17 protein-coding genes are annotated in these 20,784 nt (G+C 67.9%); 8 read left to right on the top strand and 9 right to left on the bottom strand.

Annotated features, from left to right (window positions below; genetic code table 11):
* The first annotated feature begins 21 nt into the window (after positions 1–21).
* Genes ACZ5EF_RS07885 through ACZ5EF_RS07870 form a run of 4 tightly spaced genes read left to right on the top strand, consistent with a single transcriptional unit; the run spans position 22 to position 2,651 of the window.
* Positions 22–876, top strand: coding sequence for a prepilin peptidase (locus ACZ5EF_RS07885; protein ID WP_346060654.1), 855 nt, complete (start codon positions 22–24; stop codon positions 874–876).
* A 21-nt stretch (positions 877–897) separates the two neighbouring features.
* Entirely contained in the window at positions 898–1,512 is a 615-nt protein-coding gene (coaE, locus tag ACZ5EF_RS07880) for a dephospho-CoA kinase (protein ID WP_346060655.1), read from the top strand.
* A gap of 33 nt (positions 1,513–1,545) precedes the next feature.
* Positions 1,546–1,773 carry a DNA gyrase inhibitor YacG gene (gene yacG, locus ACZ5EF_RS07875; protein ID WP_346060656.1) on the top strand — a complete coding sequence of 76 codons (228 nt, stop codon included), beginning with the start codon at positions 1,546–1,548 and terminating at the stop codon, positions 1,771–1,773.
* A complete protein-coding gene (locus tag ACZ5EF_RS07870; RefSeq protein ID WP_346060657.1) occupies positions 1,773–2,651 on the top strand; it encodes a DNA replication terminus site-binding protein in 879 nt (292 codons plus the stop codon). The genes yacG and ACZ5EF_RS07870 overlap by 1 nt, the downstream gene beginning before the upstream one ends.
* A 1-nt stretch (position 2,652) precedes the next feature.
* On the opposite strand, the gene ACZ5EF_RS07865 is transcribed toward ACZ5EF_RS07870, so the two are convergent.
* The 9 genes from ACZ5EF_RS07865 to ACZ5EF_RS07825 form a co-directional block, all read right to left on the bottom strand.
* Positions 2,653–3,384, bottom strand: a complete 732-nt coding sequence (locus ACZ5EF_RS07865) for a universal stress protein (protein ID WP_346060658.1) — start codon at positions 3,382–3,384, stop codon at positions 2,653–2,655.
* Entirely contained in the window at positions 3,374–5,809 is a 2,436-nt protein-coding gene (locus ACZ5EF_RS07860; protein ID WP_346060659.1) for a Lon protease family protein, read from the bottom strand. The genes ACZ5EF_RS07865 and ACZ5EF_RS07860 overlap by 11 nt, the downstream gene beginning before the upstream one ends.
* Before the next feature lie 142 nt (positions 5,810–5,951).
* Positions 5,952–7,628, bottom strand: coding sequence for a 30S ribosomal protein S1 (rpsA, locus tag ACZ5EF_RS07855; RefSeq protein WP_346060660.1), 1,677 nt, complete (start codon positions 7,626–7,628; stop codon positions 5,952–5,954).
* A gap of 176 nt (positions 7,629–7,804) precedes the next feature.
* Positions 7,805–8,488: a (d)CMP kinase gene (gene cmk / locus ACZ5EF_RS07850; RefSeq protein WP_346060661.1), complete on the bottom strand. Its 684-nt coding sequence runs from the start codon at positions 8,486–8,488 to the stop codon at positions 7,805–7,807.
* Positions 8,485–10,743, bottom strand: coding sequence for a bifunctional prephenate dehydrogenase/3-phosphoshikimate 1-carboxyvinyltransferase (locus ACZ5EF_RS07845; RefSeq protein WP_346060662.1), 2,259 nt, complete (start codon positions 10,741–10,743; stop codon positions 8,485–8,487). The genes cmk and ACZ5EF_RS07845 overlap by 4 nt, the downstream gene beginning before the upstream one ends.
* Positions 10,744–10,745: 2 nt before the next feature.
* The gene (gene pheA / locus ACZ5EF_RS07840; RefSeq protein WP_346060663.1) at positions 10,746–11,837 is read right to left on the bottom strand and encodes a prephenate dehydratase; all 1,092 of its coding nucleotides are present in this window, start codon (positions 11,835–11,837) and stop codon (positions 10,746–10,748) included.
* Positions 11,838–11,922: 85 nt separating this feature from the next.
* Complete coding sequence (serC, locus tag ACZ5EF_RS07835) at positions 11,923–13,002, bottom strand: 3-phosphoserine/phosphohydroxythreonine transaminase (protein WP_346060664.1); 1,080 nt, start codon at positions 13,000–13,002, stop codon at positions 11,923–11,925.
* Between the two features lie 84 nt (positions 13,003–13,086).
* A complete protein-coding gene (gene gyrA / locus ACZ5EF_RS07830; protein WP_346060665.1) occupies positions 13,087–15,804 on the bottom strand; it encodes a DNA gyrase subunit A in 2,718 nt (905 codons plus the stop codon).
* A gap of 248 nt (positions 15,805–16,052) precedes the next feature.
* On the bottom strand, positions 16,053–16,487 hold the full coding sequence (locus ACZ5EF_RS07825) for an acyl-CoA thioesterase (protein WP_346060666.1): 435 nt from the start codon (positions 16,485–16,487) through the stop codon (positions 16,053–16,055).
* 163 nt (positions 16,488–16,650) lie between these two features.
* Here ACZ5EF_RS07825 and ACZ5EF_RS07820 point away from each other — a divergent pair, with 163 nt between their 5' ends.
* The 4 genes from ACZ5EF_RS07820 (at position 16,651) to ACZ5EF_RS07805 (ending at position 20,768) form a co-directional block, all read left to right on the top strand.
* Complete coding sequence (locus ACZ5EF_RS07820; protein ID WP_346060667.1) at positions 16,651–17,595, top strand: recombination-associated protein RdgC; 945 nt, start codon at positions 16,651–16,653, stop codon at positions 17,593–17,595.
* Positions 17,596–17,613: 18 nt separating this feature from the next.
* On the top strand, positions 17,614–18,795 hold the full coding sequence (locus ACZ5EF_RS07815) for a 1-acyl-sn-glycerol-3-phosphate acyltransferase (RefSeq protein WP_346060668.1): 1,182 nt from the start codon (positions 17,614–17,616) through the stop codon (positions 18,793–18,795).
* 27 nt (positions 18,796–18,822) lie between these two features.
* The gene (locus ACZ5EF_RS07810; protein ID WP_346060669.1) at positions 18,823–20,001 is read left to right on the top strand and encodes a cation diffusion facilitator family transporter; all 1,179 of its coding nucleotides are present in this window, start codon (positions 18,823–18,825) and stop codon (positions 19,999–20,001) included.
* Positions 20,002–20,069: 68 nt separating this feature from the next.
* Positions 20,070–20,768 (top strand): transglutaminase-like cysteine peptidase, encoded by a 699-nt coding sequence (locus tag ACZ5EF_RS07805; protein ID WP_346060670.1) that lies wholly within the window; start codon positions 20,070–20,072, stop codon positions 20,766–20,768.
* The last annotated feature ends 16 nt before the right edge of the window (positions 20,769–20,784 follow it).

Genomic DNA, 20,784 nt, shown 5'->3' with positions numbered 1-20,784 from the left:
GCCAAGTTCAGGAGCCCCGCCATGCTCGCCGAGCTTCCTCCCAGCCTGTTGTGGCCCCTGGCGGCGGTGCTGGGGCTCTGCCTGGGCAGTTTCCTCAATGTGGTGATCGCCCGCCTGCCGGTGATGCTGATGCAGGGCTGGCGGGCCGAGGCCCGGGAGGCCCTGGAGCTGGAGCCGGAGGCCGGCGAGCGCATCGGCCTGGCCCGCCCCGCCTCCCGCTGCCCCGGCTGCGGCACCGCCATCGCCTGGCATGACAATATCCCCCTGTTGGGCTACCTGAAGCGGCGCGGACGCTGCGCCGACTGCGGCATGCGCATCAGCCCCCAGTATCCGCTGGTGGAGCTGGCCGGGGGGGCGCTGGCCCTGGCGGTGGTCATCCTGCATGGCGCCGACCCGGCGGCCCTCTTCCTGCTCGGCGCCTGCTTCGCGCTGCTGGCCCTGGCCGCCATCGACTTCCGCACCCAACTGCTCCCCGATGTGATCACCCTGCCGCTGCTCTGGGCGGGCCTGCTCTACCAGTTGTTGTTCCAGCCACTGATGCTCTCCAGCGCGGTGATCGGTGCCATGGCCGGCTACCTGTCGCTATGGGGCTTCTACTGGCTGTTCAAGCTGATCACCGGCAAGGAAGGCATGGGCTATGGCGACTTCAAGTTGCTGGCGGCGCTGGGGGCCTGGCTGGGCTGGCAGTTCCTGCCGCTGCTGCTGATCCTCTCCGCCGGCATCGGCGCCATCATCGGCATCCTGGTGCAACTGGCCCTGCCGCGGCTGCGCGGCGCCCCCCTGCCCTTCGGCCCCTTCCTGGCCCTGGCGGGCTGGGTGACCCTGCTGTTCGGCGCCCCGCTGCTGGCCTTCTATCAGGGCCTGACCGGGCTATAGAGCGCCCATGAGGAGACCCTAATGAGCCTGACCATCGGCGTCACCGGCGGTATCGCCTCCGGCAAGTCCACCGTGGCCCGTGCCTTCGCCGCACTAGGCATTCCCTGGGTGGATGCCGACGATATCGCTCGGGAGGTGGTGGAACCCGGTGAGCCGGCCCTGGCCGCCATCGCCGAGCGCTACGGCGAGCGGCTGCTGGATGCCCAGGGACGCCTGAATCGCCGTGCCCTGCGCGAGATCGTCTTCGCCGACCCCGAGGAGCGCCGCTGGCTGGAGTCCCAGACCCATCCGCGCATCCGCGAGCGCCTGGAGGCTCGCCTGGCACAGATGGCCGCCGGCCCCGCCCCCTATCACCTGCTGGTCTCGCCGCTGCTCTTCGAGTCGGGGCAGGTAGCCCTGGTGGATCGCAGCCTGGTGATCGACGCAGCGGAGGCGGAGCAGATCCGCCGCACCGCCAGCCGCGACGGCGTGGACGAGGCCCAGGCCCGAGCCATCGTCGCGGCCCAGCTGGATCGCCAGGCGCGACTGGCCCGGGCCGACGATATCATCGACAATAGCGGTGACGAGGCGGCCCTGAGGCGTCAGGTCGAGAGCCTGGATCGTCGCTACCGCCGACTGGCCGGGGCATCCCCCTGAACCGCCCCGCCCCCGCAAGACCGGAGTGTTCCCATGAGTCAGACCGCCCCCCTGGAAGTGCCCTGCCCCACCTGCCACAAGAAGGTGGCCTGGAGCGAGGCCAATGCCTATCGCCCCTTCTGCAGCGAGCGCTGCAAGCTGATCGATCTGGGCGCCTGGGCCGACGGCAGCCATCGCATCGCCGGCGAGCCCGCCATGGACGAGACCGAGATCGATGAGATGGCGCTGCGCGCCGAGCGTGACGCCGGCCTGGAGCCCTGATGGCCCCGGAGTACCGGCTGCTGGCCGAGCTCGAGGCGGCGTTCGATCAGTTGATCGAACGCCTCGAGGCGCTGGTATCGACCTACGCCGGGGCCCCCGGCGCGGCCTGGGCCATGGGCGAGGGTGATGCTTCCTCTCAGGCCGATGCCGACTGGCTGCGCCGCGCCCTGCTCGACTTCTGGTACCAGGATGGCCAGGACGGGCGAGCCACCCGCAGCTACGTGGGCCTGGTGGCCGCCGATGAAACGCTGATGAGCGCCGTACGAGAGGCCAATGCCGCCAAATCGGCCTTTGCCGCCCTGCTGCGCCAGATCCGCGAGGAAGCGGCGGGCCTGATTCCCGAGCTCAAGGCGATACTGCCCTTTCGCCACCCGGCCCTGCATGATCACCTGCGCGGCCAGGGCCTGGCGCGGCTTCACCTGAAGCAATGTTGGCGGGCCATCCCCCTGGCCGAGGCGCCCCTGGCCCGGGTACGCCTGGCCTGGTATCGCAGCGGCCGTTCCATCAAGCGCCTGACGGTGCGCGAGGCGGAGGCCCTGCTACTCGGCCTCGACCAGGAGGCGCCCCATGTGCGCATCCAACAGCGCCATCTGGCCGGCATCCCCGACGGCGAACCCCTGGCCCAGGTCCAGGACCAGGCGCCGCTGATGCGCGCCAACCTCTTCTACCGCGAGCCACTCCCGGACGGCCGATTGCGCCGGGCCATGAACGTGGCCCTGCCGCTCTTCGTGCCCAGCCCCGACGGCCGCCTGCCCGATTGCAATACACCGCCGGCCTCGCCGCCGACCGCCCGCACCCGGGCCCTGCGCAGCGATGCCCGCCTGGAGAGCGAGCCCTTCCTGCCCAGCCTGCGGATCTACCGCTATCGCCAGGGCTGACTCAAGGGATGACCAGCACCGGTAGGCGGATAGCCCTCAGCCAATCGGGATCCTCCGCCAGCAGCGCGGCCAGCTCATCACGCCGCAGCAACAGACCTCCCAAGCGCTCCCCGGCCAGGCGTCGGGACAGCTCCCCGGCGGGAGCCGACGGCAGCCACTGGATGCGATCGAAGAGCGGCCCCGCCACCCACCAGTCCGGCAGTGCTCTCGCCTCGGGCTCTCCCAGCACCCGCAACGGGCCCCGCGTCATGACCAGGGCCTCGTCCCAGATCAGCACCGCACAGGGCGCCTCCAGCAGGAGCTTGCGACAGGTGGAGCCCAGGGGGCGCCCCCAGCGCGCCGAGAGCCCGGCCCGGCCCAGCACCAGCAGGTCGGCGGCCCGGGCCAGGCGCAGCACCTCCGCCACCACCGAGCCCTGCCCCACCTCCAGCGAATGAGTCAGCTGACGCTCGCCCAGGGCCCGGCGCAGGGCCTCGCGGATCCTCGCCAAACGGCAGGCCTGGGCGGAGGCCATATCGGCCAGGGAGAAGGACCGAATGGCCCCGGACACCGCCCCCACCTCACGGGTAAAGGGCAGTGCCGCGCACTGGGCCAGCTCCGGTTCCTCCACATAGAGGGCCACCAGCTCCGCGTCGCGACTGGCCGCCAGGGCCACCGCCACGGGCAAGGCGGCCAGGCTGGGTCGGGACGCATCCAGCAGGGCCAGCACCCGTAGCGGGGCCTTAGTCGTCATGGGCATCCCCCTCCTTGCCGGCCTCTTCGATACCGCCATTTCTCTCCTTGCCGGGCTCATCGGTGCCAGCGCTTCCCTCCTTGCCCTGGCGCTTCAGCGCCAGGCGGAAGCTCTCGAGCCGCGCCACCACCCGGGCATTCAGGCTGCCCTCGGGGAAAGCGCCGTCGACGCCGCGCGCCCCCGGGACCTGACCGGTCAGCAGCTCCAGGGCCTCATCGAGATGACCGACGGCATAGAGGAAGAAGCGCCCCTCGGCCAGCGCCTCGCGCACCTCGCCATCGAGCATCAGGTGGGGCACATTGGCCGCCGGCAGGATCACCCCCTGCCCCTGGAGCCCCGCGGCCTGGCATACCGCGAAGAAGCCCTCCACCTTCTCGTTGACGCCACCGACGGCCTGCACTTCGCCATGCTGGTTGATGGAGCCGGTGACCGCCAGGGACTGCGTCAGGGGCACGCCGGCGATCGCCGAGACCAGCACGCAGGCCTCGGCCACCGAGGCGCTGTCGCCCTCGATGCCGCCATAGGACTGCTCGAAGGCGAGGCTCGCCGAGAGTGACAAGGCACCCCGCGGCGCATAGCGGTTGGCCAGCCAGCGAGAGAGGATCATTACCGCCTTGGTGTGGATGCGCCCGCCGAGCTTCGCCTCGCGCTCGATATCCACCACCTGCCCCGGCCCGGGGCGCGCCGTGGCGGTGATGCGACTGGGCTGGCCGAAGGCGAAGCCCCCCAGCTGCAGCACCGAGAGGCCATTGACCTGACCGACCACTTCGCCGTCGGTGGCGATCATCACGGTGCCGCGATGAATCCGTTCCTGGCTCAGCTCGTAGACGCGCCCGGCGCGACGCCGCTGCTGGACTACCGCCTGCTCCACATGCGCACGCCGAATCACCGCCGCGTCGCCGGCCCAGTGGGCGGCCTCGGCCAGCAGGTCATCGAGGGGCCGGGCCTGGGCCATCAGGCGCTGCTGGTCTCCGGCGAGCCGTGCGGCCCGCTCGATCACCGCCGCCACCCCGGAGGGATCCAGGGGCGGCAACCCGGCGGCCCGCGCCAGGGTGGCGATCAGCCGCGCATACTCCTCCAGGAAGGCATCGTGCCAGGGCAGCTCGTCGTCGAGATCCGCCTGCACCTTGAACAGCTCCAGGAACTCCGGATCATGCTCGCTGAGCAGGTAGTAGAAGTGCCGCTCGCCGCACAGCACCACCTTGACCTCCAGGGGGATGGGTTCCGGCTCCAGGGTCACGGTGCTGATCAGGCCATAGGCCTGCTCCAGGGACTCGGTGCGAATCTCACCGGCACGCAGCGCCCGCTTGAGGGTCTCCCAGGCACCCGGTTGCTGGAGCAGGGCCCGGGCATCCAGCACCAGATAACCGCCGTTGGCCCGATGCAGGGCGCCGGCCCGGATCAGCGAGAAATCGGTCAGCAGGGTGCCCTGATGGACATGGTGCTCGATGCGTCCCACCAGATGCTGGTGGCTCGGCAGGCCCACCTGTACCACCGGCGCCCCCTCGCAGGGGCCGTTGTCGACCAGCAGGTTGAGCTGGCAGCGGCTGAAGATCGCCTCGGGGGGAATCTCCGGCTCCTCCGCCAGGAAGGCCTCCAGGTGCAATAACAGCGCCTCGCGGATGGCGGCGAAATGCGCTATCACCCCCGCCTGCTCCCGGTAGCGATCCTCCAGCTCCTCCAGGGGAGCGGCGATCACCGACTGCAGCATCTCCTCATTCAGGATCTGGATCTGCTGGCGCAACTCATGGGCCAGGCGCGGCATCTGACGGATCGCCTGCTGCAGCTTGCGCTGGAGGATCTCCACCGTGCCCTCGATGCGCTCGCGGTCGTCCTTGGGCAGCTTCTCGTAGGCCTCGGGGCTCATCATGCCGTCGCCCTCGGCGGGGGCCAGGCTGAAGCCATTGGGCGTGGAGAGCAGCACGATATCGTGCTCCCTGGCCTCGCGGCGCACCGCCTCGATCAGGTCGCGCTGGCGTTCGCCCATGGCCTGCTTCAGCTCCTGGAGGCGATTCTGGTACTCGTCGCTGTCGAAGATGGCCGGTATCGCCACCCGCAGCTCCTCCACCAACTGCTCGATATCGCCCCGCAATACCCGCCCCATGCCCGCCGGCAAGCGCAGTTGGCGGGGCGTGGAGGGATCATCGAAATTGTGCAGGTAGCAGCAGTCCGGCGGCGCCTTCCCCTCGCCCGCCCGGGCCTCCAGGTAGGGCAGCACCAGCTGGCGGGCCAGATGCTCCGCCTCACCCAGGACGAAGAGGTTGAACCCCCGCGGGCGCATGGCCGCGCCGAAATCCAGCGCCTCGCTGGCGCGGCGATGCCCGCTCAGGGGGTCTAGTGAAACCAGCTCCGCGGTGGACTGAAACGCGAACCGCGACTCGGGACAGGCCCGAAAGACCCGCGCCACCTCCAGGGGTTGCAGCATGAGACGCCTCCTTGGTTATTCGCTGAGTATGGAATACCCGGGACGACGGCGCCTTGATGGGCATCAAACGCCCAGACACGAAAACGCCGCCCCGGAGGGCGGCGTTTCGTCAAGCCAGAGTGGCCGGGACAAGCGCTAGGGCTTAGTCCTGACCCATCTGCTGCTTGATCAGGTCACCGATGGTGGTCGGACCACCTGCGTCGACGTCCTGCTCGCGCAGCTTCTTGAGGTTCTGGCGAGTATCTTCCTGATCCTTGGCCTTGATGGACAGGTTGATCTGACGGTTCTTGCGGTCGACACCGATGATACGGGCCTCGACGCTGTCACCCTCGCTCAGGGCGTTGCGGGCATCCTCGACGCGATCGGCGCTGATCTCGGAGGCCTTGAGCACCGCCACCACATCGGTGGCCAGCTCGACCTGAGCTTCCTTGGCATCGACCTCGACCACGCGGCCGGTGACGATGGAGCCCTTGTCGTTGACTGCCAGGAACTCGGCGACCGGATCGGTATCCAGCTGCTTGATGCCCAGGGAGATGCGCTCGCGCTCCGGATCGATGGAGAGGATCACGGCCTCGGCTTCGTCGCCCTTCTTGAAGGAGCGCACGGCCTCTTCGCCGGACTCGGTCCAGGAGATGTCGGAGAGGTGCACCAGGCCATCGATGCCGCCTTCCAGGCCGATGAAGATACCGAAGTCGGTGATCGACTTGATGGTACCGGCCACACGGTCGCCCTTGTTGTAACGGCCGCTGAAGTCTTCCCACGGGTTGGTGGTGCACTGCTTGATACCCAGGGAGATACGACGACGCTCCTCGTCGATATCCAGCACCATGACACCCACTTCGTCGCCGATGTTGACGACCTTGGACGGGTGGATGTTCTTGTTGGTCCAGTCCATTTCGGAGACGTGGACCAGGCCCTCGACGCCCTCTTCCAGCTCGGCGAAGCAGCCGTAGTCGGTGAGGTTGGTGACGCGGGCGGTGACCCGGGTGTTCTCCGGGTAACGATCCTTGATGTTGACCCAGGGATCTTCGCCCAGCTGCTTGAGGCCCAGGGAGACGCGGTTGCGCTCGCGGTCGAACTTCAGCACCTTGACGTTGATCTCGTCGCCCACGGCAACGATCTCGGACGGATGCTTGATGCGCTTCCAGGCCATGTCGGTGATGTGCAGCAGGCCGTCGACGCCACCCAGGTCCACGAAGGCACCATAGTCGGTGAGGTTCTTGACGATACCCTTGATCTGCTGGCCTTCCTGGAGGGTGGCGAGCAGGGCTTCACGCTCGGCGCTGTTCTCGGCTTCGAGCACGGCACGGCGGGAAACGACGACGTTGTTGCGCTTCGGATCGAGCTTGATGACCTTGAAGTCGAGCTCTTTGTTCTCCAGGTGTGCGGTATCGCGCACCGGGCGAACGTCGACCAGGGAACCCGGCAGGAAGGCGCGGATGGAGGCGACGTCGACGGTGAAACCACCCTTGACCTTGCCGTTGATCACGCCCTTGACGATCTCGTCCTTCTCGAAGGCGGCTTCCAGTTCCTTCCACGCTTCGGCGCGCTTGGCCTTCTCGCGGGACAGGCGGGTTTCGCCGAAGCCATCCTCGACGGCTTCCAGGGCGACCTTGACTTCGTCGCCGATGGCGATGGTCAGTTCACCATTCTCGTCGCGGAACTGCGCGGCGGGGATCTGACCTTCGGACTTCAGGCCGGCATTGACGGTGATCCAGTCACCTTCGATGTCGACGACGGAGGCCAGGACGATGGCGCCCGGCTCCATGTTGATGTCCTGGAGTGACTGTTCAAACAGTTCGGCAAAGCTTTCGCTCATGATGTTCCTACGTGATCAACGGGTTAGCGGGGTTACCGCTCTCTCCGCACCACCAGCGAGTGCGGGCCTATACCAAGATCCCCCGGGGATGTTAGCGCTGGTTGGACCTGGCCAGGCTTACCGTCTTAGCTGCCTGACCATGCCATGACATCGCACCGAGGGGCCGCAAGGGATCGTCAGGCGTTCGGCGCCAGGCCCCGTTGGGCCAGCAGCTCGATCAGCCGATCCACCACTTCCGGTATCGTCAGGCGCGTGGTGTCAAGCGTGATGGCATCATCTGCCGGCTTGAGCGGTGCCACGCTGCGCTGCGTATCGCGCGCATCGCGTGCCTGAATTTCCTTCAAAAGACTCGTAAGATTAGCACTCAGACCGGCCTCTCGCAACTGACGGTAGCGGCGCTGGGCGCGTTCCTCCGCCGAGGCGGTCAGGAAGATCTTCAGCGGCGCCTCGGTAAATACCACCGTGCCCATGTCGCGGCCGTCCGCCACCAGGCCGGGGGCCTGGCGGAAGTCGCGCTGGCGCTGCAGGAGCGCCTCGCGGACCCGCGGCAGCGCCGCCACCTGGGAGGCCGCATCGCCCACCGTCTCGGTGCGGATCTCGCCGCTCACCTCGTCGCCGTCGAGGATCACCCGCACCCCGCTGTCGCCGGGCAGGAAGCTGACGTCGAGACCGGCCGCCAGGGCCGCCAGGGCCGCCTCGTCATCCAGCGCCAGGTCACGGCGCAGCGCCGCCAGGGCGGTGATGCGATAGAGGGCGCCGGAATCGAGCAGGTGCCAGCCCAGGCGCTCGGCGATCAGCCGGCTGATGGTGCCCTTGCCGGCGCCGCCGGGGCCGTCGATGGTCAGGACCGGGGCCGTCATGCGCCCTCCTCGTCCACCCGCAGGCCGACCCGGCGTGCCAGCTCGACGAAGCCGGGGAAGGAGGTGGCCACGTTGGCGCAGTCATCGATCTCGATGGGGGCGCCGGCGCGCAGCCCCGCCACGGTGAAGGCCATGGCGATGCGGTGATCGCCCAGGCTGTCGATGCGTCCGCCGCCGTAGTTGGCGCCCTGCGGCTTGCCGCCGACGATATCGATGCCATCCTCGACCACGGTGTGCTCGACCCCCAGCACCGCCAGACCGTCGGCCATGGCCTGGATGCGATCGGACTCCTTGACCCGCAGTTCCTCGGCGCCACGCAGCCGTGTGGTGCCTTCGGCATTGGCGGCGGCGATAAACAGCGCCGGGAACTCGTCGATGGCCAGCGGCACCTGCTCCACGGGAATATCGATGCCCTTGAGGGGCGCATAGCGCACGCGGATATCCGCCACCGGCTCGCCGCCCACCTCGCGCTGGTTCGACAGCTCGAGATCCGCCCCCATCAGCGTCAGGATATTGATCACGCCGATCCGGGTCGGGTTGATGCCCACGTGCTCGAGCACGAGATCCGACCCGGGGGTGATGGCCGCCGCCACCAGGAAGAAGGTGGCCGAGGAGATATCCGACGGCACATCGATGGGCGCGGCGCCGAGCTTGCCGCCGCCGCTGAGCCAGCAGGTGTCGCCGTCGCGCTCGACCGCATAGCCGAAGCCGCTGAGCATGCGCTCGGTATGGTCGCGGGTCGGCGCCGGCTCGCGCACCCGGGTCTCGCCCTCGGCGTAGAGGCCGGCCAGCAGCAGGCAGGACTTCACCTGGGCGCTGGCCATGGGCATATCGTAGCTGATGCCTTGCAGCGCCTTGCCGCCATGAATGCACAGCGGCGGACGCCCGCCCTCGGCGGTGTCGATCTCGGCGCCCATCAGGCGCAGGGGATCGGCCACCCGACCCATGGGGCGCTTGGTGAGGGAGGCATCGCCGGTCAGCTCGCTGTCGAAGGCCTGGCCGGCCAGCAGCCCGGCGAACAGCCGCATGGCGGTACCGGAGTTGCCCACATAGAGGGGCCCCGCCGGCGCCTTGAGGCCGTGCATGCCCACCCCATGGATGGTCACCCGCCCCTGATGGGGGCCTTCGATGGCCACCCCCATCTCGCGGAAGGCCTGGAGGGTGGCCAGGCTGTCCTCGCCCTCGAGGAAGCCCTTCACTTCGGTCACCCCCTCGGCCAGGGCGCCGAGCATGATCGAGCGGTGGGAGATCGACTTGTCGCCGGGTACGCGGATGCGTCCGGTCACCTGACCACCGGGGGCGACCCGGTAGCGCATCTTGTTCTGTTCCATGGTCGGGTAATACCTGGTCTGGTTCAGCAGGGTTTCGAAATAGTGTCGCGCATGGCTGGCCCGGTCGAAGGTGGCCAGCATGGCATCGCCGTCACCGGCGCTCACCGCCTGGCGCAGCCGGGCCAGGCCCGCCTCGAAGTCGTCCAGGGCCGCCAGCACCGCCGCGCGGTTGGCGGTGAAGATATCGCGCCACATCACCGGGTCACTGCCGGCGATGCGGGTAAAGTCGCGAAAGCCGCCGGCGGCATAGCGGAAGATCTCCAACCGCTCGTCCTGGCCGGCCAGGGTATCCACCAGCGAGAAGGCCAGCAGATGCGGCAGGTGGCTGGTGCGGGCCAGTACCTGGTCGTGGCGCTCCACCGCCATCTCCAGCACCTCGGCCTCGCAGGCGGCCCACAGGGCACGCACCCGGGCCAGGGCCCCGGCGTCGGTCTCCGCCGTGGGGGTAAGGATCACCTTGTGGCGGCGATAGAGGTCCGGATTGGCCGCCGCCACGCCACTCTTCTCGGAGCCGGCGATGGGGTGACCCAGCACCAGGGACGGCGGCAGGCGACCGAAGGCGCGCCGGGCGGCGTCGCGAATGGCCACCTTGCTGCTGCCCACGTCGGTGATCAGGGTGTCGTCGAGGCATTCGCCGAGGGCCGCCCCCAGGGCCGCCAGTACCGATTCCATGGCCAGCACCGGCACCGCCAGCACCACCAGGGAAGCGTCGGGCAGCAGGGGCTCGAGTTCGGTATCGCCGCCATCGATGATGCCCATGGCCACGCCCCGGGCGATCTCGTCGGGGTCGCGGTCGCAGGCGAGGATCTCGCCACGGAAGCCACGCGCCTTGAGGGCGGCGGCCAGGGAGCCGCCGATCAGCCCCAGGCCGACGATCAGCAGGCGCGGCTCAGCGAGCCGCGCGGCCTGATGCACTACCGCCATGCCTAGAGCACGCCCGCCGGGTAGGAACCCAGCACCTTGAGCTCGGCGGCACGCAGTTGCACCTCCTCGAGCACCGCGGCGACCTGGGGCTCGTCACGATGGCCCTTGAAGTCGATAAAGAAGACGTAGTTCCACACGCCGCTGCGGGACGGGCGGGTCTCCAGGCGGGTCAGGTCGATCTGGTGGCGATGGAAGGGCTCCAGCAGGTCGTGCAGGGCACCCGGCTGGTTGCGCATGGCCACCACGATGGAGGTCTTGTCGTCGCCGGAGAGCGGCACGTCCTGGTTGCCGATCACCAGGAAGCGGGTGGAGTTGTCCGGGCGATCCTCGATCTTCTCGGCGATTCTCTCCAGGTCGTAGAGCTTGGCCGCCATATCGCCGGCGATGGCCGCGCTGTGCCACTCGGTCTTGATCAGCTTGGCCGCCTCGGCGTTGGAGGCCACCGGTACCCGCTCGGCGCCCGGGTAGTGGGCATCCAGCCACTTGCGGCACTGGGCGAAGGACTGGGGGTGGGAGTAGATGCGGCTCACCTTGTCCTGGCGGGTATTGCTGGAGACCAGCAGGTGGTGATGGATGCGCAGCACCACCTCGCCGCAGATACGGATCGAGGAGTCGACGAAGGAGTCCAGGGTATGGTTGATCACCCCCTCGGTGGAGTTCTCCACCGGCACCACGCCGTAGTTGGCGGCGCCGGCCTCCACCTCGCGGAACACCTCGTCGATGGCCGCCATGGGCAGGCTCACGGCGCTATCGCCGAAGTGCTTGAGGGCCGCCTGCTGGGTAAAGGTGCCCTCGGGGCCGAGATAGGCCACCTTGACGGGCTGCTCCAGGGCCAGGCAGGCGGACATGATCTCGCGGAACAGCCGCGCCATCTCCTCGCTGTCCAGGGGTCCCGGGTTGAGCTCCATGATGCGCCGCAGCACCTGGGCCTCCCGCTCGGGACGGTAGAAGACCGCCTTGGGGTCCTCGGCGCTCTTGACCTGGGCCACCTGCTGGGCGGCCTGGGCGCGCTCGCTGATCAGGCGCAGGATATCGTTGTCCAGGCTATCGATGCGCTGGCGCAACGCATCGAGATCGATGGGGGTATCACTCATGCGTGGTTCCCTTCTTCTCGGGGTCAGGCCCCTTTTGTCTCATGGTTCAGCGGCCAAGCTGCCCGAAGGGCGTTTGTCGCTCGGATCAGCCCCGGCGCTTCTCGAAATCGGCCATAAACGCCACCAGGGTATCCACCGCCGCCTCGGGCACGGCGTTATAGAGGCTGGCGCGCATGCCACCCACGCTGCGGTGGCCCTTGAGGTTGAGCAGCCCCGCCGCCTCGGCCTCGGCCAGGAAGGCGCCATTGAGGGCGTCGTCGGCCAGCACGAAGGGCACGTTCATCCGCGAGCGGTTGCGCTCGGCGATGGGGTTGGAGTAGAAGTCGCTGGCGTCGATGGCACCATACAGCTTGGCCGCCTTGCGGGCATTGATCTCGGCCATGGCCTCGAGGCCGCCCACGTCGCGCTTCAGCCACTGGAACACCAGCCCGGCCAGGTACCAGGCGTAGCTGGGCGGGGTGTTGTACATGGAGCCATTCTCGGCCATCAGCCGGTAATTGAACATGCTGGGAGTCTGCGGAAGGGCGCGATCCAGCAGGTCGTCGCGAACGATTGCCAGGGTCAGGCCGGCGGGGCCGATGTTCTTCTGTGCGCCGGCATAGATGACGCCGAATTTCGACACGTCCAGCGGCTCGGAGAGAATGCTGGAGGACATATCGCAGACCACCGGCACGGGCGCCTCGGGGACATAATCGAACGCCAGCCCGCCGATGGTCTCGTTGGACGTGTAGTGCAGGTAGGCCGCATCCTCGGAAAGGGCGATCTCCGCCTGACGCGGCACCGTGGTCAGGCCCTGGTCACTCTCGGCGGCGATATGCGCACCGACCAGATGGCGCGCCTCGGCGATGGCCTTCTTGCCCCAGATCCCGGTGTAGAGGTAGTTGGGGGTGCCGCCCTGGCCCAGCAGGTTATAGGGCAGCATGGCGAACTGCATGGAGGCACCGCCCTGCAGGAAGAGCACCCGATAATTGTCGGGAATGGCCAGCAGGTCGCGCAGGTCGCGCTCGGCGGTCTCGGCGATCGCCACGAAGGCCTCGCTGCGGTGGCTCATCTCCATGACCGAGAGGCCACGCCCCTGGTAGTCGAGCAGTTCATCGCGGGCCCGCTCCAGCACCGCGGTGGGCAGGGCGGCGGGGCCGGCGCAGAAATTGAAATGGCGTGTCATCGGTGTTTGGCTTCCAGATTTCCCTAGTAGCCCGGTGTGGCACCAGGCGAAGGCGGACCGCCCTCGGCGACCCGCACCACGGTATCAATCGTCGTCGGACGGCGCGGATTCCGGGGCGCCCGCCGCGTCGTCACTCGGCGCGCCCTCCTCCGCTGCCGGGCTATCCTCTGCCGGTTCCTCGCTCTCTTCCGGCTCGTCCACCCGCACCGTCTTGACCAGCTTTTCGCCCTCACCGAGGCGAATCAGCATCACCCCCTGGGTGTTGCGGGAGGTAGTGGAGACCTCCTCGACCCGGGTGCGCACCAGGGTGCCGCGGTCGGTGATCAGCATCATCTCGTCGGCGGAGTAGACCTGCATGGCGGCCACCAGCGAGCCGTTGCGACTGCTGGTCTGCATGGCGATCACGCCCTGGCCGCCGCGACCGCGCAGCGGGAATTCCTCCAGGCGGGTGCGCTTGCCGTAGCCGTTCTCGGAGGCGGTAAGGATATAGATCTGGCCACCATTGCCATTGACGGAGGCGAGTTCGGCGCCCTCCTCGGCGTCGGCTTCGTTATCCGCCTCGGCATCGATCTGCTGGCTCTGCGGGATGATCAGGCTGATCACCTCGGCGCCATCGGCGAGGCGCATGCCGCGCACGCCCCGGGCGGTGCGGCCCATGGCCCGCACATTGCCCTCTTCGAAGCGAATCGCCTTGCCATTGGAGGAGAGCAGCATGGCGTGATCGGCGCCGGAGGTGATGGCGGCGCCCACCAGGCGGTCGCCCTCTTCCAGGTCGATGGCAATCAGGCCGACGCTGCGCGGCCGCGAGAACTGCTCGAGGCTGGTGCGCTTCACCGTGCCCTTGGCGGTGGCGAAGAAGATATAGCTGTCCGGGTCGTAGTCGCGCACCGGCAGGATGGCGTTGATCGATTCGCCCTCCTCCAGCGGCAGCATATTGACCAGCGGCTTGCCCCGGGAGCCACGACTCGCCGCCGGCATCTCGTAGACCTTGAGCCAATAGACCTTGCCGCGATTGGAGAACAGCAGCACGGTGTCGTGGGTGGAGGCCACCAGCAGGTGCTCGATGACGTCCTCGTCCTTCATGGCGGTGGCGGACTTGCCGCGGCCGCCACGACGCTGGGCCTGATAGTCGGAGAGCGGCTGGGTCTTGGCGTAGCCGGAGCGGGACACGGTGACCACCATGTCCTCCTCGGCGATCAGGTCCTCGATGGACAGGTCCAGGTGGCTGGCCTGGATCTCGGTACGGCGCTCGTCGGCGAACTGCTCGCGCACCGCGGCCAGCTCCTCGCGGATCACCTCCAGCAGGCGCTCGCTGGAGGCGAGGATGGCCGTCAGCTCGGCGATCTTCTCGAGAATGCTCAGGTACTCGTCGAGGAGCTTCTCGGTTTCCAGCCCGGTGAGGCGATGCAGGCGCAGCTCGAGGATCGCCTGGGCCTGGCCCGGCGACAGGCGGTACTCGCCGCCGGTGGGGCTTAGGCCGAAGCCCTCGCCGAGCTCCTCCGGCTTGCAGGAGGTGGCGCCGGCACGCTCCAGCATGGCGGTCACCTGCCCCGGCTGCCAGGTCTTGTCGAGCAGCTTCTCCTTGGCCTCGGCGGCGCTCGGCGAGGCCTTGATCAGCTCGATCACCTCGTCGATATTGGAGATGGCCACGGCCAGGCCCTCGAGGATATGGCCGCGCTCGCGGGCCTTCTTCAGCTCGAAGAGGGTGCGCCGGGTCACCACCTCGCGGCGGTGGCGAATAAAGGCCTCGAGGATCTCCTTGAGGTTGAGGATCTTCGGCTGACCGTCTTCCAGGGCCACCATATTGATGCCGAAGACGTTCTGCAGCTGGGTCTGGGCGAAGAGGTTATTGACCACCACCTCGCCGGACTCGCCGCGCTTGACCTCGATCACCACCCGCAGGCCGTCCTTGTCGGACTCGTCGCGCAGCTCGGCGATGCCCTCGATCTTCTTGTCCTTGACCAGCTCGGCGATCTTCTCGATCAGCCGCGCCTTGTTCACCTGGTAGGGCAGCTCGGTGACGATGATATGGTCACGGCCGCTCTTGTCGTCATGCTCGATGGTGTGGCGGGCGCGCACATAGATGCGCCCGCGGCCGGTGCGGTAGGCCTCGAGGATGCCGGCGCGGCCGTTGATGATGGCGCCGGTGGGGAAGTCGGGGCCGGGAATATACTCCATCAGGTCGTCGACGCTGAGGGTGTAGTCGTCGATCAGCGCCAGGCAGGCGTCGATGACCTCGCCCATGTTATGAGGCGGAATATTGGTGGCCATGCCCACGGCGATGCCGGAGGAGCCGTTGACCAGCAGGTTGGGCACCTTGGTGGGCAGCACCTCGGGGATCCGCTCGGTGCCGTCATAGTTGTCGACCCAGTCGACGGTGTCCTTCTCCAGGTCGGCCAGCAGTTCGTGGGCCAGGCGCGCCATGCGCACCTCGGTGTAACGCATGGCGGCGGCGCTGTCGCCGTCGATGGAACCGAAGTTGCCCTGGCCATCCACCAGCACATGGCGCATGGAGAAGTCCTGGGCCATGCGCACGATGGTGTCGTAGACGGCGCTATCCCCATGGGGGTGATACTTACCGATAACGTCGCCGACCACGCGGGCGGACTTCTTGTAGGCCTTGTTCCAGTCGTTGCCGAGCTCGTTCATGGCGAACAAGACGCGGCGGTGCACCGGCTTGAGGCCATCGCGCACGTCCGGCAACGCCCGGCCGATGATCACGCTCATGGCGTAATCGAGGTACGACTGCTTCAGTTCGTCCTCGATATTGACTGGCAGAATCTCTCTGGCGATCTCACCCATGGGTCGTCGAATCCTTGTACTGCGACAGATTAGCGCGACGGCGATAGCGTCGTGACAGCAAGGGCGGAGTATACCACCGCCCCACCCTCAAGGGCAGCGGGACGGCCAGGACGCGACGCCAGAACGCCTGCGTTAGAGGAGAGGTCAGGCCAGGGTATCGAGATCGACCACCAGCGGCGCCAGGGCCTCGCGGAGTGCACCCTCGATGGGTAGCGCCTGCTGGCTGGCGACATCCAGCAACACGAAGGTCAGGCCAGGGTATCGAGATCGACCACCAGAGGCGCCAGGGCCTCGCGGAGTGCGCCCTCGATGGGCAGCGCCTGCTGGCTGGCGACATCCAGCAACACGAAGGTCAGGGTGGCATCGACCACCACTTCGTCATCGCCGCGCCGCAGGATACGCTGACGCATCCTGGCGCTGCGCCCGCCCAGCGTCGCCAGTACCGTCTGCACCTCCAGGTCATCACCGGCCACCGCCGCCCGGCGGTAATCGATATTGAGGTTCACCGCCACCAGGGCCACCTCCCCCGGGGCGAACCACCGCGCCACCTCGGGGCGCTCGTCGAAGTAGGCCCAGCGCCCCTCCTCGAGGAACTCCAGGTAGCGGGCATTATTGACGTGACCATAGCCGTCCAGGTGGTAGCCGCGAACGCGAAGGCGGGTAGAGGTCAGGGGAGCAGCCATCGGGGCCTCCTTGGGGTTGTGATAGGGACCGACGCCTCGAGTCTAGGGCCGCCATCGAGCACAATCAAACACAGGTTTGAAACAATCGATGCGAGACGAGTGCGCTGGTACCCACCGCCGCCTTTGGCCATAATAGGCCTCCTTTTTTCGTCCAGGACTGGCTATGTGGTTCAAGCACTTGCATCTCTACCGACTGCATGACACCGAGGTCATCCCACTGGATGCCCTGGAGGAGCGACTCGCCGAGCAGGCCTTTCGCCCCCTGGGCGGCAGTGAGGCGACCCGACTGGGGTGGCGTACCCCCGGCGGCCGCACCAGCCCCCGTTTCGTGCATGAGGTGCAGGGCCATCGACTGCTCTCGGCGCTGCGCCAGGAGCGGGTGCTGCCCAGCGCCGTGGTGCGTGAGGAGGTCGAGGAGCGCGCTGCCGACCGCGAGGCCGCCGAGGGCCGCCCCCTGCCCCGCCGCGAGCGCCAGGCCATCAAGGAGCAGGTCTACGAGGAGTTCCTGCCCCGGGCCTTCGTGCGCAGCCAACGCCTCGATCTGTGGTGGGATACCCGCGGCGGCCTGATCGGCATCAATGCCAGCTCCCGCAAGCGCGCCGAGGAGATCCTCGACCTGCTGCGCCAGACCCTGGGCAGCCTCAAGGTCACCCCCCTGGCCACCCAGATGCTGCCGATCCGTGCCATGACGGCCTGGCTCAGCGATGCCGGCCAGCGCCCCGAGGGGCTTATCCTCGGCGACCAGGTGGAGCTCAAGGCCAAGGACGAGGGCGTGGTACGTGCCCGGCAGATGGATCTGGACAGCGACGAGATCAAGCAACTGCTGGAGAACGACCGCCAGGTGACACGCCTGGCCCTGGAGGTGGAGGGCCAGCTCGCCTGGACCCTGCACGATGACCTGGCCCTGAAGTCGCTGCGTTTCGCCGATGCGGTAATCGATGAGGCGGCCCAGGCCGACGATGGCGACGACGCCATCCTGCGGCTGGAGACCGACTTCGCCCTGATGGCCCAGACCCTGGCCCCGGTCATCACCCAGCTGACCCGCTGGTTGGGTGGTGAAGCCAGTGCCCAGGAGAGCCGTACCCCCGACGTCCTGGCCCAACAATAATGAGCGTGTGATAGCCCCGTGACACAAGCATCGATCGATACCCTGGATCCCTTCGCCGAGATTCGCCCCTACCACGACGACGAGGTCGCCGAGGTCCTGGCGCACCTGGCCCGCGACCCGGAACTGCTCGACGCCCTGACCCAGTTCAAGCTGCCGCGCCTGGCCCGTTTCGCCCCTGGCCTGGCCCGCGCACTGGCCAGCTTCGTCGTGCGTCGCGAGGTACGTGGGGTGGCCAGCGTGCGCGACTTCCAGATGCGCATCGCCGGCTATATGCAGCGCATGATCCGCACCACCACCGACGCCTTCGAGGTGACCGGCCTGGATGCCCTGGATGGCGATACCGCCTACCTGTTCATCGGCAACCATCGGGATATCTCCCTCGACCCGGCCTTCGTCAACTACGCCCTCTATCTGGCCGGGCGTAACACGGTGCGCATCGCCATCGGCGACAACCTGCTGCAGAAGCCCTATGTCAGCGACCTGATGCGCCTCAACAAGAGCTTTATCGTGCCGCGCAGCGCCCGGGGCAAGCGCGCCATGCTGGCCGCCTACCAGCAGCTCTCCGCCTATATCCGCCACTCCATCGTCGAGGATAACCACTCCATCTGGATGGCTCAGCGGGAGGGCCGCGCCAAGGACGGCATCGATCGCGCCGACCCGGCGATCATCAAGATGCTGACCATGGCGAGCCGCCAACAGGACAAGACGGTGGGCATCGGCGAGGCGGTTGCCGAACTGCGCCTGGTGCCGGTCTCGATCAGCTACGAGTATGACCCCTGCGACCTGCAGAAGGCCCGCGAGCTGCATGCCCTGCATACCGAGGGCCGCTACGAGAAGGTCCAGTACGAGGACATCCGCTCCATCGTCGCCGGCATCACCGGCCCCAAGGGGCGCATCCGGCTACACTTCGGGACACCACTCGGCATGGGGCAGTCCCTCGACTCCGCCGAGGCGGTGGCCGCCGAGATCGACCGCCAGGTACTGGCCGGCTACCACCTCTTCCCCAGCCACTACCTGGCCCTGGAGGCCAGCGAAACGATCGACGAGAGCGTGCGTCGGGAACTGCTCGACCTGAGCGAGGTGAGCGAGGCGGATCGTCGCCGCTTCGAGGCGCGCCTGGCCGAGGTGCCGCCCCAGTTGCGTGACTGGTGGCTGGCCCAATACGCCAACCCGGTACTCAACCGGGCCGGCAAGCTGTAACCCGGCGGACCGATCAGGACACCGACCATGGCCCATGCCCACCACTCCCATCTCGAGCCGGCCGACAAGGGACGCGAAGCCCGCCGCGTGACCCTGGTGGGCGCCTTCTTCGACGGCCTGCTGGGCCTGCTCAAGGTGGTGGTGGGCACCCTGGTGGGCTCGGCGGCCCTGGTGGCCGACGGCATCCACTCCTTCTCGGACCTGGTCACCGATGGCTTCGTGCTGGCCGCCACCCATTTCGGTCACCAGGCCCCGGACCGCAATCACCCCTACGGGCATGGGCGTATCGAGACCCTGGCCACCCTGTGGCTGGGCAGCGTGCTGATCTTCGTGGCCGGCGGCATCGCCTGGGCCAGCGTGATGCGGCTATTCACCGGCGCGCCGATCCCCACCCCAGGCGCCTGGGCCATTCTGCTGGCGGTGGTGGCCCTGGGCATCAAGGAGTGGCTCTACCACTACACCCTGCGCACCGCACGGCGTATCGGCTCCAAGCTGCTGGAGGCCAATGCCTGGCACTCGCGCACCGATGCCCTTTCCACCGTGGTGGTCCTGGTCGGCCTGGTCGGCGCCCAGTTCGGCCATGGCTGGCTGGATGCCGTGGCCGCGGTGCTGGTGGCCCTGCTGGTGGGCAAGATCGGCGGGCGCCTGCTGTGGGAGTCGAGCCAGGAACTGATCGATACCGCCCTGCCGGAAAGCGAGCAGGCGGCGATGCGCCAGGAGGGGGAGCGGGTCCCCGGCGTGCATGGCATCCACGACCTGCGCACCCGCACCGTGGGCGGTAATGTGCTGCTCGACCTGCATATCGTGGTGCCACCCCGGGTCACCGTCTCCGAGGCCCATGAGATCGGCAACGAGGTGAGTCGCCGGCTGCGCCGGGCCTTCCCCGACCTGCATGACGTGACCTTCCATATCGACCCCGAAGACGACCAGGGCATGCTGGCCCATAGCCATCAGCCGGGGCTACCGCTGCGTAGCGAGGTAGAGGCCCAGTTGGCCGAGGCCTGGGACGACGATCCCTGCTGGCAGACCCGGGTGGCACTGGATCTGCACTATCTGGAAAACCGCATCGATATCTCGCTATATCTTGGCGCAGCCCCGAGTGCTGCCGACTGGGATACCCTGGCCGAAGATCTGCGGCGGCGTGCCGCCCACCTGCCCTGGCTGGGTCACCTGCGCCTCTGGGTGGGATCCGGCGACACCCTCTAGCCCTCTCCCTGCGCACGGGCTGCTAGACTGGTAACATTCTGAAACAGAACGTCACCCAGGGTGCCGCCATGTGTCCATGCCCACCGGCCACGACGTCGCTGACTCGCCGTCGCTTCCTGGCGGCAGGAAGCGGTGTCTTGCTGGCCGGCCTGCTGGGCTTCTCTCCTTCCGAGGCAGACCTGGATGCCTCGCGCCTCAGGGACAGCATGCAGCGACTCTATGGCGGCCGGGGCCTGGAGGCCCTGGAAGCCTGGCTGGCCCTGCTGCGACAGCTGGAGGGGGCGCCCCTGGATGCCCAGCTTCGCGAGGTCAATCAGTTCTTCAACCGTCGCATTCGCTGGGTGGACGATATCCACGCCTGGGGCGACGAGGATTACTGGGCCACCCCCCTGGAGGCCCTGGGTAACGGCCAGGGCGACTGTGAGGATTACTCGATCGCCAAGTACATCACCCTCAAGCAACTGAGGGTACCCGGCGACCGACTGCGCATGATCTATGTGCGGGCACGGATCGGTCGCAGCAGCATCACCCAGGCGCATATGGTGCTGGGCTATTACGCGACCCCCGGGGCGGAGCCGCTGATCCTCGACAACCTGGTGCCCTCCATTACCCCAGCCGGTCAGCGAGTCGACCTGGACCCGGTGTTCAGCTTCAACAGTCAGGGCCTGTGGGTCGGCGACTCGTCCGCCTCCCGGGCCGACCCGGTCGCCAGGCTCTCCCGCTGGCGCAGCGTCCTGGCGCGCATGGAGGAGCAAGGTTTCCTATGACGCGTCCTCCCCTCCC

This window comes from Bisbaumannia salifodinae (assembly GCF_055388505.1).
Note: the sequence above shows the minus strand (reverse complement) of the source record. Positions and strands in the feature narration are given on the sequence as shown.